Source organism: Streptomyces sp. NPDC043427, from assembly GCF_056436655.1.
This window is the reverse complement of the sequence record NZ_JBWKCC010000002.1, coordinates 9,824-22,715: the sequence shown is the minus strand read 5'-3', so window position 1 is coordinate 22,715 and position 12,892 is coordinate 9,824. Positions and strand designations below refer to the sequence as shown.

The following is a 12,892-nucleotide window of genomic DNA, read 5'->3' as shown; positions in this document are numbered from 1 at the left end:
TGTAAATATCCCCCCCCCCTCCTCCTCCCCCCCCCCCCCCCACCCGCCCCCCCCCCCCCCCCCCCCCCCCCCCCCCCCCCCCCCCCCCCCCCCCCCCCCCCCCCCGCCACCCTTCTTCGGGGCCCGGTTCAGCAGGAGTTGGTGATGTAGTCCTCGGTGGGGGTGAGCATGTGCTCGGCCCAGACGGTGTGCATCTTCACGTAGGCGTCCGGGTTGAGGATGTCCGAGACCTGCTGGCCCAGGGACTCCTCCAGGTGCGCGGAGTTGATGTGCTGCAGTAGCACTGTGAGGGTGTCGTCGCCGACGGAGCCGGCGCCGTTCACGGCCGGGGTGAGGATCGACTCCACCCAGACGGTGTGCATCTTGATGTAGCTGTCGAGCTGGAGCGCGTCCTGGACCTGCTGGCCCGGGGACTCCTCCAGGTGGGCCTTGTTGATGTGCTGGAGGATCGGCAGCAGGACCTGCTGGATGCTGACGCACTGCTCGGTGCCGCCCTCACCGCTGCCGCCGCTCGTACCGCCCGAGCCGCTGCTGCCGCCGGTCGAGCCGCCACTGGAGCCGCCGGAGCTCGATCCGCCCGTGCCGCCGCCGGTGGAGCCCCCCGTGGATCCTCCGGTCGAGCCTCCGGTCGTGCCGCCCGTCGAACCGCCCGTGGAGCCGCCGGTCGAACCACCGGTCGAACCCCCCGTGCTGCCCCCGGTGGAGCCGCCGTTGTCGGCGACCACGGTGATGGAGGCCGTCATGTCCGGGTGGACGGCGCAGTAGTACTTGTACGTGCCGGGCTTGGTGAAGGTGTACGACCAGCTGTCGCCCTTGTTCAGCGTGCCGGAGTCGAACTTGGCCGGGCCGCTGGTGGTGGTGACCGTGTGCGGAGCGGTGTCCTCGTTGATCCACTTCACGGTCTGGCCGACCTTGACGGTCAGCTTCGGCTGGGCGAACTTGTAGTTCGTGATCTTGATGGTGTAGTCGGCGGCCTTGGCCTGCGCCGCCGCCGGCTGTGCCATCGAGTGGGCCTCCGCGGCCGGCTGCGCGGTGGCGGGAGCCGGGGCCCCACTGGCCGTCTGGAGGAGCGCGAGGCAGCCCGCGGAAGCCAGGGCCGCGCCCAGGCCGGCCGTCAGCAGTACCCGGTTGCCGCGCCGGACGTGGGATCCGTGCCCTCGCTCTCGCCGCGCGCCGTCGGCGGTGGTGGAGTCGTCAGTGCTCATAGGGGTGGTTCTCCTTCGAGAGGAACGGGTGGTGCGGGATGGTGCAGTTGGTCAGCGGCCGGGGGCGGACGTGACCAGCAGACTCGTCGCGGCAAGGACGACGCAGACGAGTCCCGTCTCCGCCGCGACCGAGTAGACGAAGGGCCGGACGGTGGCGCGGTCGCCGCGCAGCAGGACGGCGATGTCGAGCCGGGTGCGCACCCAGCTCCGGCTACGCTGGGCGCTCAGCAACACGGTGGCCAGCACGGCGAGTTTGATCAGCAGCAGCTGCCCGTAGCCGGTGTCGAAGAGCGCGCTGAACGAGCCGACGACCTGCCAGGCGAGCACCGCTCCGGCCACCGCGATCGCCGCGACGCAGACGCCGGCCAGCATGGAGTAGCCGGAGACGGCGGCCGACAGTTCCGCCGGCCGACGCCGTGGCAGCACGCCGAGGAGCAGGAAGGCGAGACCGCCCAGCCACAGGGAGACGCCGAGCAGATGGACGAGATCGGCCACAGCACCCCAACCCGGGTGACTGCCCTCGGAGTTGTGGCCCGCCATGCCCGTCGTACGCAGCAAAGCGAGGCTGACAGCGGCCGCGCCGACCCGCCAGCCCGGCGACCGCGCCGCCCGCTCCCCGCCCTGCATCAGCGTGGCCAGCACCACGGACGCCAGCACCCACATCAGTGCCCGGCACACGAGTACGACACCGACCTCGCTGTTCAGCAGGTCCGTGTACGTGGACATCTTCAGCGCGTCGCCCAGCGAGCCCATCGCGCCGTACGCGCCCTGCAGTCCGGCGCCCGCCAGGGTGGCGAAGAACCCGGCCGCCCAGGACGCGGCCAGGATCCGGCGCGTCCTGCGGTCCTGGGAGCCCTGGGGCCACAGCATCGCCAAAAACCCGAGGCCGCCGACGAACAGGGCCAACGCCAGATAGTCCACCCAGCGGACGGCGACCCACGCTTTGCGCACGGCCTCGGAAGGCGCCGGGGCCGCTGCCGCGGCCTCGTCGCCCCCGGTTGCCGGCACTGAGTCGGAGGCGCTTGCACCGACGACGAAGGACAGGCTTCCGGAGGTCGGATGCCCGTCCTCTTCGTCAATGACATGCCAATCCAGAGACAGCCGGCCGGCCTCGACCGTGGCCTTGGGGATGGTCACGACGACTGATGACGCGCGCCGCTGCCCGGTGGCCGGCCGCGTGACGGTCAGGGGCTTGCCGCCCGCCGCCACGTGCACGTCGGGCAGTTCCACGGCCTCACTGAAGGTGAGCGTCACGGTGCCCGGGGCGTGGGACAGCCGGGCGCCCTCCTTCGGGGATGAGGAGTCCAGTTCGGTGTGGGCGGACGCGGCGGGCGCGCCGACAAGTAGGGCCACGAGAGCCAGAACGGCTGTCACCACAGCGCGAGTTCTCACCGCGTCAGCTCCGCAACCAGGGCGGGGTCGGACACTACGCCGACGCAGATCGCCGTCGAATCAGCCGATACGGCCGCTGAGTCAGCGGACGCGGACGGGGTGGGCGACGGGGAGCTTGCGCCCGTGAGACCACTGAGGCCGTCCAGAAGTCCGGTCACTGGAGTGATCACCCCATTGAGAAGCGGCTGCACCAGATGCACTTCGCCGTCCGCGCAGGACTGCGCAGGAGACGGCGACGGAGCCGGTGAAGGGGATGAGGAGGGAGGCGACGAGGGCGAGGGAGAGGGCGACGAGCCGCCGGAGTGGCCTGGAAGATTGCCCGTGCTGCCGTGCCCGACATGGCCGCCGCCGGTGTCCTGCGTGCCGCTGCCCGCGGGCACGCCGCCGACGGGCAGTGTCCAGGAACCGTCCGACGTCCCGCCCCCCGAACCGCCGGGACCGGCGCCGGTGGGGCCGGAGCTGCTCCGGTCGGACGGGGACGCCGGGGGCTCGGCGGCCGGAGGAGCGGCAAGGTTCGCGCTCTGGTCGGCGGGGGCGCCGACGCCCGACGCGTATCCGAGGACGACGATCACCGCTGCGACGAGCGCGCCGGCGACGATCTCGTCGCGGTGGTCTCCTGGCCAGGAGGCTCTGGCGAAGAAGGGCATGACTCCTCCTGACGACGGCACGCGCTGGCAATGCCGAAGAACGGGATGGCAATGCCAAGGAGTGGACCGACGCGAGAAGTCCCCGTGGATACGCGTCAGTTAATGCGTCGTTTCATTGCCTCACATCCGCACCGTGGCACACTGTGAGAACGGGCCTCACCGGTCGAATGCGCGCATTACCGTCCATGGAGGAATAGTGAATGCGAACAGGCTGGCCATTATTCCTTCACCGAATTTACTTGCCTGCATATGCGGCCGTGCGCGCATGTGGGTGCGGCAGATTCAGTAAGCGACTTCGGCTCCTTGGTTGCGCAGGCGAAGAGCGGGCGACGTTTCTCGATGGTTTTGGGCCGCACTCGCGATCAGGCGGCTCATAAGAATGGAGAACGCCCAACCCGTCCTTGCGCTCGGCATCGCCGATGATCAGCCGTCGGAGATCACCGGCAGGGGGCCGGAGATGGTCAGGCCGAGTTCGACCACGAGGGCCAAGATGTGGGCGGCCAGCCGGTCGACGCTCTTCTTGCCGACCCGGGCGCCATCCACGCTGACCGGGGTCAGAGCCAGGCCGATGAGCGTGAGCGTGCTGGAGGCGGTCAGCACAGCGGCGGCGCGCCGAAGACGATCAGCTTCGTCAGGTGCATCCCCACGGCCGAGGCGACCTCGGTGCCGACGTGAGCACTGAGTCCCGCGACGGCTACAACCGCGACATGTTTCGTCACTGGAATGCCGGCGATGACCCGGCCGACGGCTGCAACACCCGCGTTATCTGCACTTCCGGATCGGGGTAGAGCGCAATGTCTCTGGTGCACAGAGACCCTGACGTGCCGACGGATTTGGGGTACATGAGGTACAAGGTGGGGACAGCGGAGGAGCGAGAGCGTGTGAGGTGGATGGTCTGGCAGGATCCGGTCGCATGAGTTCTGGCCCATGACGCTGTCGTGGCCGGTCAGCTCTTGACGAACCGCCCGACGAACGCGAGCGCCTTGTCGGCGACGTCACGCCAGCCGCTGTCTATGGTCAGCGCGTGTCCCCGGCCGGGGATCTTCTCGATCTCGGTCACGCCCTGGTTGTCCTGCTGCTGCTTGTAAGAGGCGTTGACGATCGCCCACGGGACGGTGTTGTCCCGCTCGCCGGAGATGAGCAGCAGCGGTCCGCGGTCGGGGTTCTTGGTGTCGACCTTGTCCTCAGTCCAGGGATTGAGGTTGGCTGCGGCCGCCTGGAACAGCGGCTTGCCTGGGCTCGGCACGGCGTAGGTGTTGTAGAGCTGCTTGGCCTCGTCCTCGCTGACGGCGTTGGCGAAGGCGTAGCGGAACTGCTCGTAGGTCAGCGGCACTGCGCGGTTGCGGTTGGCCGGGTTGCCGAGCACCGGCAAGCTCGACTTGAGGGTCGAGATCGGCAGGGGCAGCACCCCGCGGAAGGGGGCGGGGTCGATCGCCACCGACACCGCGGCCAGGCCTCGCCCGGCCAGGATCTGGGCCAGCAGCCCGCCAGTGGAGTGGCCGATGATCGCCGGCTTGCGGTTCAGCCCGCGGATGATGGTCTCGAAGTGGTCGGCGACTTGGCCGATCGACTTGCCGGCGAACACTTCCGGGTGCTCGGCGGCCTCCTCGACCGTCTCGGGGTCGTCCGGCCAGCCTGGGGTCAGGGCTACGTAGCCGTTGTCCTCGAACAGCTTCGCCCAGCGATCCCAGCTGCTGGGCAGCAGCCACAGACCGTGGACGAACACCACCGGCTGGCGACCGGTCTGGTTCGCGCGCTCGCACTGCTCCAGCTCGTGCTCGGTGATCGTCTTGCCGTCCGGCGGGGAGCTTGCACCTGCGTCGGTCATGGCAGTACCTCCTGGTGAGCCCGGGACGTGTTCTTCTGTTGAGCGGTTTCGTCTGCGGGTGCCTCAGCCTGTTCCGAGCCCGGCACGCAGGAAGGCGGTGGCCTGACCTATAGCGGCTCGCGTGGCTTGGGTCTCGCTGAGCGCATTGAGCAGCATGAAGTCGTGGATGGTGCCGTCGTAGCGCACTGCTGTCACGGGGACGCCCGCTGAGCGGAGCTTGGCTGCGTAGGCTTCTCCCTCGTCGCGTAGCACATCGGCCTCGTCAACGCACAGGTAGGCGGGCGGCAGCCCAGTGACCTGCTCGGCGCTGGCCTGATTCGGCGACGCCGTGACCTCGGCGCGCTGTGCCGGGTCGGTGGTATAGGCGTCCCAGAACCACTCCATCGCCTTGCGGGTGAGGTAGTAGCCGGTGGCGAACTGCTCGTATGACGAGGTGTTCATCGCCGCGTCGGTGACCGGGTAGTACATCGACTGCTGCACGAAGGTGACGTCGCCGCGTTCCTTGGCCATCAGCGCCAGCGCGGCCGCCATGTTGCCCCCCACCGATTCGCCGGCCACTGCCATGCGGCTGGCGTCCAGGCCTTTGGATGCCCCGTCTCGGGTGATCCACTGGGCGGTGGCGTAGCCCTGCTCGATCGCGGTCGGATAGTGCGCTTCCGGCGCGTTCGGGTACTCCACGAATGCGAGCGCCGCACGGGCGCCGACAGCGAGCTCGCGTACGAGCCGGTCGTGGGTTTCGGAGTTTCCGAGGATCCAGCCTCCCCCGTGCATGTACACAATGACCGGCAGCATGCCAGTGGTGCCCTGCGGCTTGATGATGCGTACCCGGACGTCCCCCGCTTGAGAGGGGACCGTGATCCACTCTTCGTCGACCGGGATCTTGCTGACCGGGGCAGACTGCGCGTCTGTGAGGACCTTCCGGGCTTCGGCTGGCGCCATCTCGTACAAGAACGGCGGTTTCGAGAACGCCTCAGCAACAGCCTGTGCCGCTGGCTCAAGGAGGACGGGGCTGGCAGCAGTCATGGCACTACTCCTCACGCGAAGGCCCGGACATGGACATGGCCAAGAGCGCGCGCTGCATCATCGGCGCCAGCGCGTCACGCACCGGATCTTCCCGTTAACCAGGCAATCGCGGCCGGGTGGCTGCCCGCCGTTTGCGGCACGTCTCCACGTTCGTGACGCTTTCTATCCAACACCCATGAAAGGGACATCTCCAGCGCACGGCGGTGGCGCGGATCTCTGCGCCTTCCTGGAGCTCTCGCTCTCGCCAGGGGAGCGTCGATAGCTTCTGTCCCATCCCGCGTGCTCGCCGAGTGCGGCACGGTCCAGCGGCTTGGCGGCAGGCCGTCCGCTCTTCGGTGCCACAGGCTGACTGTGTGGCGTCCTGCCGAGGTTGCGCTCGCCAGGCCCCACTCCTCACAGCGGTGGCCTTGCCGCAGGCTCGTTCGACCTCAGGGGAGGTGCAGGAGGCGCGGTTGCGGTGCTGCCACCTGCCCGGATACGCGCCGCAGGCGGCGACTACTCCCCGTTTGACATGGTTCGGACCGGTGGCATGGTGGTAGTCGGGGGTGAAAGTTGGGAGGCTCGGCGTGGCATCCGGTTCGGCATGGCGTTCCGCAGCGCGGCAACTGCCACTCAGGCTCACCGTCGGTGCGTTCTTCCTCAACTCCGGACTGTCGAAACGCGACGCGGACCAGGCCACCGCTCAGCGACTCCAGCAGTTCGCCACCGCCACTTACCCTTTCCTGGGCAAGCTCGACGCCCAGAAGTTCACCCGGCTGCTCTCCACCGGGGAGATCACCGTTGCCACCGCGCTGCTCGTGCCGATCATCCCTGCCCCTGTCGCCGGGGCTGCGCTCACCGCATTTTCTTGCGGCACTCTTGGGCTTTACCTGCAAACGCCGGGTATGCGCCAGGAAGGCAGTCTGCGCCCCACTGAGCAGGGAATCGCGCTGGCCAAGGACGTCTGGATGCTGGGCGTAGGCGTCTCCCTCATCGCCGAGGGCATGACCAGACACCGGGCACCCGCGACCACTGCCCTCAACCCTTGGCTCCGCTTGCTGCGACGCTGATCAGATCAAGGCACTGCCCGCATAGCCTTGCGCAGGGCGAGCCGGAGCGACGCTCCTCGCGCTTCCGCCGGCCGTTGCGGCCTCGCCTCTCGCGAGTCGACCGTACGACCTTCGGCACTCGGCGCTGTCGACGTGGCTCAACGCGGGAGTCGATCCCACCGAGGTCGCCGAGCGCGCCGGCAACAACGTTGAGGTGCTGCTGACCCGCTACGCGAAGTGCCTCGACGGACGGCAGGACGTCGCCAACCGGCGCATCGAGAACCTGCTTCGCGAGTACGAGTGACCCGCCTGACCGTGTCTGAGGCCCCTGGTAGCCACCAGGGGCCTCTTTGTTGTCCGGTGTGCTCACTCAGAACGTCGGTTCCAGGGTGTCCTTGGTGAGGAGTTGCTGTGCACGGGTGCCGAAGGGGTTGTCGATGATGTACCGCCAACGGCCGTCCGGACCCCGCCGGGTGACGTCGGTGGCAGTGCCCTCGACGTGCACAGCCTGTCCCTCCCGGTCGGTCCCGTCGATGACCCAGTCGACTATCAGCAGCGCCAGGTCTCCATTGCGGTACACGTGCCGCGGACGGACCGAGATGGGAACTCCGAGCTTCTGCAGGCGGCCGTTGGCGGCATGAAGGTCCGGGCCGGTCACCGGCGTTCCCGGCTGCGGGACCAGCACAGCCGCGTCCTCGTAGACCTGCGCCTCGCGGGATACGTCTGATCACGGTACGTGGGATACGGCCTGCGAACCATTGCCCCGTCTTGCCAGTGAAGAGCACACCGCCGTGGCGATGCTTCCAGCGGGCGGCGGATGTATGAACGTAGCTCGAAGCCGACCACCGCTCTAAGAGGGCGATATGCGAGTTGACAGGTGATTTGTCGTCACCTGAACGTGTGGGACTGCGGCATCCCTGCCGGTCGGATGGCTCGGGCGTGCTGGGCTGAGGACCGTGAGCGAGCGCAAGCCGTACAAGACCGACCTGTCCGACGTGCAGTGGGCGCTGATCGAGCCGGTGATTGTCGCGTGGAAGGCCGCACACCGTTCGGTCAGCGGCCACCAGGGCCGGTACGAGATGCGGGAGATCGTCAACGCGCTCCTCTACCAGGGCCGCACCGGCTGCCAGTGGACCTGCTTCCGCACGACCTGCCGCCGCGCGGCGCGGTGATGTACTACTTCGCCAAGTGGCGCGACGACGGCACCGACCAGACCATCCACGACCTGCTGCGCTGGCAGGTGAGGGAGAAGGCGCGGCGGGAAGCGGACCCGAGCCTGGTGGTGCTCGACACCCAGAGCGTGCACGCTGCGGCCGGGGTGCCCGCGGAGTCGACGGGGTGTGATGCGGCAAAGAAAGTACCGGGCCGCAAGCGCGGCCTGGCCGTTGACGTGTTGGGCCTGGTGATCGCGGTGGTGGTGCTCGCCGCGTCCGTGCACGACAACGCCGCCGGCATCGCGCTGCTGGACAAGGTCGCCGCCGACACCGACACCGTGCAGAAGGCCCTGGTCGACCAGGGCTTCAAGAACGCCGTCGTCGCGCACGGGGTGCAGGTCGGCATCGAGGTGGAGATCGTCGAGCGCAACCCGGCGCAGACCGGGTTCGTGCCGATCCCCAAGCGGTGGATCGTGGAGCGCGCCTACGGGATCTTGATGCTGCACCGCAGGCTGGTGCGCGACTACGAGCACCTGCCGCGCAGTTCGGAGTCGAGGGCGTACTGGGCGATGACCGCAGTGATACTGCGCCGGCTGACCGGGGCCACCGCTGCGGCCTGGCGCAGCACATGACCGGCGGGGAGCTGACCCTCGGGGCGGTGCTGGCCCGGCTGGAGGAGCGGGAACGCGAGATCCCCGCGCAGGCCGAGACGACGGGAGAGCAGATCGAGCAGCTGACCGCACGGCTGGACGAGCTCGGCAGGGCCGCTGAGGAGATCCGGATCACCCGCAAGACACTGCTGGAACTGCCCGATCCGCAGCCACCCGCGCCGCCGGCGCCGAAGCTGCCCGACCATCCGGCCTACCAGCAGATCCTGGCAGTGTTCACCGCGGCCGACGCTCCGCTGCGGGCGCGGCAGGTGTGCGAGGCGATGGACCTGGAGATCGCGCCCAACAACATCAACAACACCCGCCTCAAACTCAAACGGCTGACCGAGCGCGGAATCCTGGTCGAGACCGAGCAGGGCTTGTTCACCCAGCCACGGCCATAGCCGCCCGGCAACCCCGCGGTCAGCCCGCTTGCCCCTCCCGAAAGACAGAAGCGGACATCAACCCACGTACCGCCCTGTAAGGGCGGCTTCGGCTTCCACCCGCTGCTGTGCTTCCTGGCCAACACCGGCGAGGCACTGGCCGGCCTGCTGCGGCCCGGGAATGCCGGCGCCAACACCGCGAGCGACCACATCACCGTGCTCGACCAGGCACTCGCCCAGATCCCCGACGCCCACCGGCACGGCACCGACATTCTCATCCGCACCGACAGCGCCGGATCCGCGAAAGCCTTCCTCGCCCACGTCCGCGACCTTCGGAAACGAGGCATCCACACCTACTTCTCGGTCGGATACGCCATCACCGGAACGGTCCGCCGCGCCATTCGGACCATGCCCGACCGCCTCTGGCATCCTGACCTGAACCAGGACGGAACGCTGCGTGAGGGCGCCGAGGTCGCCGAGCTGACAGGCGTGATCGATCTGGACGGCTATCCGAACGGCACCCGCGTCATCGTGCGCCGGGAGCGGCCGCACCCCGGAGCCCAGCTGTCCCTGTTCGACCAGGACGAGGGCCGACGTCATCAGGTGTTCCTCACCGACACCCCCTACTCCGGTGGCGGCTCCGCCCAGTTCCTGGAAGTCCGCCACCGCGGGCACGCATCCGTCGAGGACCACATCCGGTGCGGCAAGACCACCGGCTTCGGCCGCTTTCCCTCCCGCGACTTTCACGTCAACTCCGCCTGGCTCGAACTCAGCCTCACCGCGATCGACCTGCTGGCCTGGACGCGCGTCCTGCTGCTGGACGGCGAACTCGCGGCCGCCGAGCCGAAGAAGCTCCGCTACCGGCTACTGCACGTCGCCGCACGCCTCACCCGCGGCGGCCGCCGTCTGCACCTGCGGATATCAGCCACCTGGCCCTGGAGAAACGAGCTGGTCATGGCCTTCCATCGCCTGGCCGCGCTGCCCCGCCCGGGCGACTGACCAGAAATACCACCTGACCGCCACGACCCGAAGGACCTGGAGAACCTGGCCACCGCGCCGGGCCCCCACCCTGCCCGCGCACCGAAACGACTCGCTCATCCGACAGCTGACGATCAGCCACGTCTCATCACACCAAACCGAAACAGTGAGGCTAGCGCCGGTCGGCACCTTCCCCGGCAGCTGATCCTGGGGCCCCGGCCACGGTATTTCCGTGACCGGGGCCCCGATGCCGGCTCGCAGGGCCGCGGCGGCCACCGCTCCAGCCGCCGCCAGCAGGTCTGGCCCGAGCCGAACCCCAGCTCCAGAGGCAGCAGTTGCCACACGATGTCGTTGTGCAGCACCTACAGGACGCCCTGCAGGCACAGCCGGTCCGGCACCGTCCGCGGACCAGGAGCCTTCCCGGGCCAGGGCGGCCGGGATTCATACTGAAGCAGTTGGCCGTCCTGGATCAGCAGTGCCGCAAAAAGTCAGGCAGGCTGGCCAGCGGAACGAGAGCTCCATGCGCACGTGAGTTGGTACAGCCAGCACCGTCGCACGTGCACTCTTTCCAACTGTGGTGGTGCGGTGGCGCGCGTCGTCCCCGGGCGTTCACCTGCGTTCATGGGCGGTCGGCCATCGGGGCGGGGGCGGCTCTGAGTCTCGTCTGAACGGCCGTGAACGGCGCTGAAGAGACGGGAACTGAGACGGAGCGGGGCCGACCCTCACGCCCTGGTGGTGTCGGTCCCTCGTGCCATCATCCTCGCGTGTTGAAGATCCCCGGATATGAAGGCGGCCCTCTGGTCGAGGGCGGTGCGTACGTTGACGATCCGTTGTTCTGGCCCGTCCACCTCGGAACCTGCTTGCGCGGCGAGGACGCGCAACGAGCCGCGTTCGGAGCTGACTGGGACGCGGCCATGGAGCTCTACCGCGTGCTCTCCGCCGAGCAGGAGTGGCCGAAGTTCAGGGTGCCCCTCCGCTCCGGCCACACCATCTACGTCGTCTATCGCAACTTCGACGGAGACCGAGGGGTGGACTATTTGATACATCACCCGACTTGGCCGGCAGCGGAAACCCTCGCTGTGGATGACGGTCACTTCATGGGCCCCGGCATGGCCTGGCCGGAGTTGCTGTCCGCTGCTCGACAGTCGTCAGCAAGGGGCGTTGACGACCCCGACGCCCGTCTCTTGCTGCTCTTCCCCACACTCGGCGACGCGCGACTTCCCGACGACGCAATTGTCGCCCTCACCACCGCGCTCAGCGCTCTCACCTTGATCGAAGAGCCCGCCGACGTGGCGAGCATGCTCCTTGAGAACCAGGGCCAATGGGCTCCTGCTCGCTGGAGGCTGGCAGACGGCGTCTGCATCAACGACGGCGGTCATTCGTACCGAAACCCCGGCAACGCCTTCGCTCTGCCCGAGGGCCGCCTTCTAGAGATCAGTAACGCACTGAACGGCGGAGAAGTGGCAGATCACCAGACATCCGGCTGAAGCTCTGAGCTTGGGAAGCCAAGGGCATCTGGGGCCTGCTCTGAGGCTGACCTGCGGCTGAGCAGTATCGGCGCGTGGTCGGCCGGTTCCCCGATGTTCCCCGTGGTTCCCCGTACGTTCTGGCACGCGAGTGGCACGGTACTGCGGTGGTGGCGAGACAGCCGACCCCGTCGCACCCGGAGCGCGGCCTTTACCGTGCGGACGACCTCACCACTTGGCAGAGTAGGCCTTCTGATCCGTAGCTTTAGCCGGATCGCTCAGTGACGGCCATCCCGGCCGCTACCAGGCTCCGGAGGGACGCTACCGGACACGGGCGATTGCTGGGGCTGCGGTACCTGGCTGCTGTACCGCAGGATCCCGGCGGGGATGACCATGGAACGGCATTTGCTGGAGAAGCTGTTGGCCGGTGACGACGAGGCGTACGCGCGCCTGTTGGCCGTTCCAGCGGATTCAGCACGTGGAGTTACTGGAGATCTTTATTCCGGTGACGCTGTAGGCGTTGGCGAACACGGTTTGGGTATTCGGCGGAAGGCAGATCGAGCCCCCGCTCTGGAGCCGCAGATACACCACGTCGTCATTCCGGGTGTTCAGGACCCCGTAGTGCGGCCGGGGCGTGACCGCCTGATAGGCACTGGTGACGTCCTTGTACTTCGAGATCGGCGTGCCCGCGAGCAGGGCGTTGTTGTCCACGTAGAAGCAGACGTAGGGGTACGGGCAGCCCTGGGTGGGGGCCTCCACGTGGGCTGCGGATGCGCCGGTCACGGACATGGCCGCGATGGCCACGCTCGCCCCCGCGGAGCCTGCGACCTTCCGGATGACGGACTTCATCAAACCTCCAAGAAATCGATAAATCGTTCCAGTCCGCGCGCGGATGATGGCGGACATGACAAGGTGGGAGCATAGCCGGGGCGAACGCGTGCTGCTGTCGCCAACTCCCCACGCTCCAAAGGTCCTTGCGGAGGGTCATGCCCGGGCTCGGCCGGCGCAGCTCTGCTCCTGAGAGATCGTGAGGTACTGGGGCGGGGGGGGGGGGGGGGGGGGGGGGGGGGGGGGGGGGGGGGGGGGGGGGGGGGGGGAGGGGGGGGTTGGGGGGGGGGGGGTGGGGTACGAGCGGGAGCAG

At 68.4% G+C, this 12,892-nt stretch carries 10 protein-coding genes and 5 pseudogenes; 6 read left to right on the top strand and 9 right to left on the bottom strand.

The window, feature by feature from the left end; genetic code table 11:
- Positions 1–128: 128 nt before the first annotated feature.
- The 6 genes from AC067M_RS03960 to AC067M_RS03935 form a co-directional block, all read right to left on the bottom strand.
- Positions 129–1,205 carry a cupredoxin domain-containing protein gene (locus tag AC067M_RS03960; protein ID WP_478695385.1) on the bottom strand — a complete coding sequence of 359 codons (1,077 nt, stop codon included), beginning with the start codon at positions 1,203–1,205 and terminating at the stop codon, positions 129–131.
- Between the two features lie 51 nt (positions 1,206–1,256).
- The gene (locus AC067M_RS03955; RefSeq protein ID WP_478695384.1) at positions 1,257–2,597 is read right to left on the bottom strand and encodes a copper resistance CopC/CopD family protein; all 1,341 of its coding nucleotides are present in this window, start codon (positions 2,595–2,597) and stop codon (positions 1,257–1,259) included.
- The gene (locus AC067M_RS03950; RefSeq protein WP_478695383.1) at positions 2,594–3,244 is read right to left on the bottom strand and encodes a hypothetical protein; all 651 of its coding nucleotides are present in this window, start codon (positions 3,242–3,244) and stop codon (positions 2,594–2,596) included. The genes AC067M_RS03955 and AC067M_RS03950 overlap by 4 nt, the downstream gene beginning before the upstream one ends.
- Before the next feature lie 423 nt (positions 3,245–3,667).
- On the bottom strand, positions 3,668–3,844 hold the full coding sequence (locus tag AC067M_RS03945) for a hypothetical protein (RefSeq protein WP_478695382.1): 177 nt from the start codon (positions 3,842–3,844) through the stop codon (positions 3,668–3,670).
- A gap of 346 nt (positions 3,845–4,190) precedes the next feature.
- On the bottom strand, positions 4,191–5,072 hold the full coding sequence (locus AC067M_RS03940; protein WP_478695381.1) for an alpha/beta hydrolase: 882 nt from the start codon (positions 5,070–5,072) through the stop codon (positions 4,191–4,193).
- Between the two features lie 63 nt (positions 5,073–5,135).
- A complete protein-coding gene (locus tag AC067M_RS03935) occupies positions 5,136–6,095 on the bottom strand; it encodes an alpha/beta hydrolase (RefSeq protein WP_478695380.1) in 960 nt (319 codons plus the stop codon).
- Between the two features lie 566 nt (positions 6,096–6,661).
- Here AC067M_RS03935 and AC067M_RS03930 point away from each other — a divergent pair.
- Positions 6,662–7,144 carry a hypothetical protein gene (locus AC067M_RS03930; RefSeq protein ID WP_478695379.1) on the top strand — a complete coding sequence of 161 codons (483 nt, stop codon included), beginning with the start codon at positions 6,662–6,664 and terminating at the stop codon, positions 7,142–7,144.
- 46 nt (positions 7,145–7,190) lie between these two features.
- A pseudogene (locus tag AC067M_RS03925) lies at positions 7,191–7,427 on the top strand (tyrosine-type recombinase/integrase); the annotation flags it as partial.
- A gap of 66 nt (positions 7,428–7,493) precedes the next feature.
- On the opposite strand, the pseudogene AC067M_RS03920 reads toward AC067M_RS03925, so the two are convergent.
- A pseudogene (locus tag AC067M_RS03920) lies at positions 7,494–7,829 on the bottom strand (YybH family protein); the annotation flags it as partial.
- A 250-nt stretch (positions 7,830–8,079) separates the two neighbouring features.
- Between AC067M_RS03920 and AC067M_RS03915 the strand changes: the two are divergent.
- The 3 genes and pseudogenes from AC067M_RS03915 to AC067M_RS03905 all read left to right on the top strand — a co-directional run.
- A pseudogene (locus AC067M_RS03915) lies at positions 8,080–8,909 on the top strand (IS5 family transposase).
- Positions 8,906–9,328, top strand: coding sequence for a hypothetical protein (locus AC067M_RS03910; RefSeq protein ID WP_478695378.1), 423 nt, complete (start codon positions 8,906–8,908; stop codon positions 9,326–9,328). Before AC067M_RS03915 ends, AC067M_RS03910 begins: the two are co-directional and overlap by 4 nt.
- A 78-nt stretch (positions 9,329–9,406) precedes the next feature.
- Positions 9,407–10,306, top strand: a pseudogene (locus AC067M_RS03905) (IS1380 family transposase); the annotation flags it as partial.
- 251 nt (positions 10,307–10,557) lie between these two features.
- On the opposite strand, the pseudogene AC067M_RS03900 reads toward AC067M_RS03905, so the two are convergent.
- Positions 10,558–10,686 (bottom strand): annotated as a pseudogene (locus AC067M_RS03900) (transposase); the annotation flags it as partial.
- Between the two features lie 363 nt (positions 10,687–11,049).
- Here AC067M_RS03900 and AC067M_RS03895 point away from each other — a divergent pair.
- Positions 11,050–11,772 (top strand): hypothetical protein, encoded by a 723-nt coding sequence (locus AC067M_RS03895; RefSeq protein ID WP_478695377.1) that lies wholly within the window; start codon positions 11,050–11,052, stop codon positions 11,770–11,772.
- Positions 11,773–12,222: 450 nt separating this feature from the next.
- Here the strand turns inward: AC067M_RS03895 and AC067M_RS03890 are convergent, their stop codons facing one another.
- Complete coding sequence (locus tag AC067M_RS03890; protein ID WP_478695376.1) at positions 12,223–12,600, bottom strand: hypothetical protein; 378 nt, start codon at positions 12,598–12,600, stop codon at positions 12,223–12,225.
- Positions 12,601–12,892 lie beyond the last annotated feature (292 nt).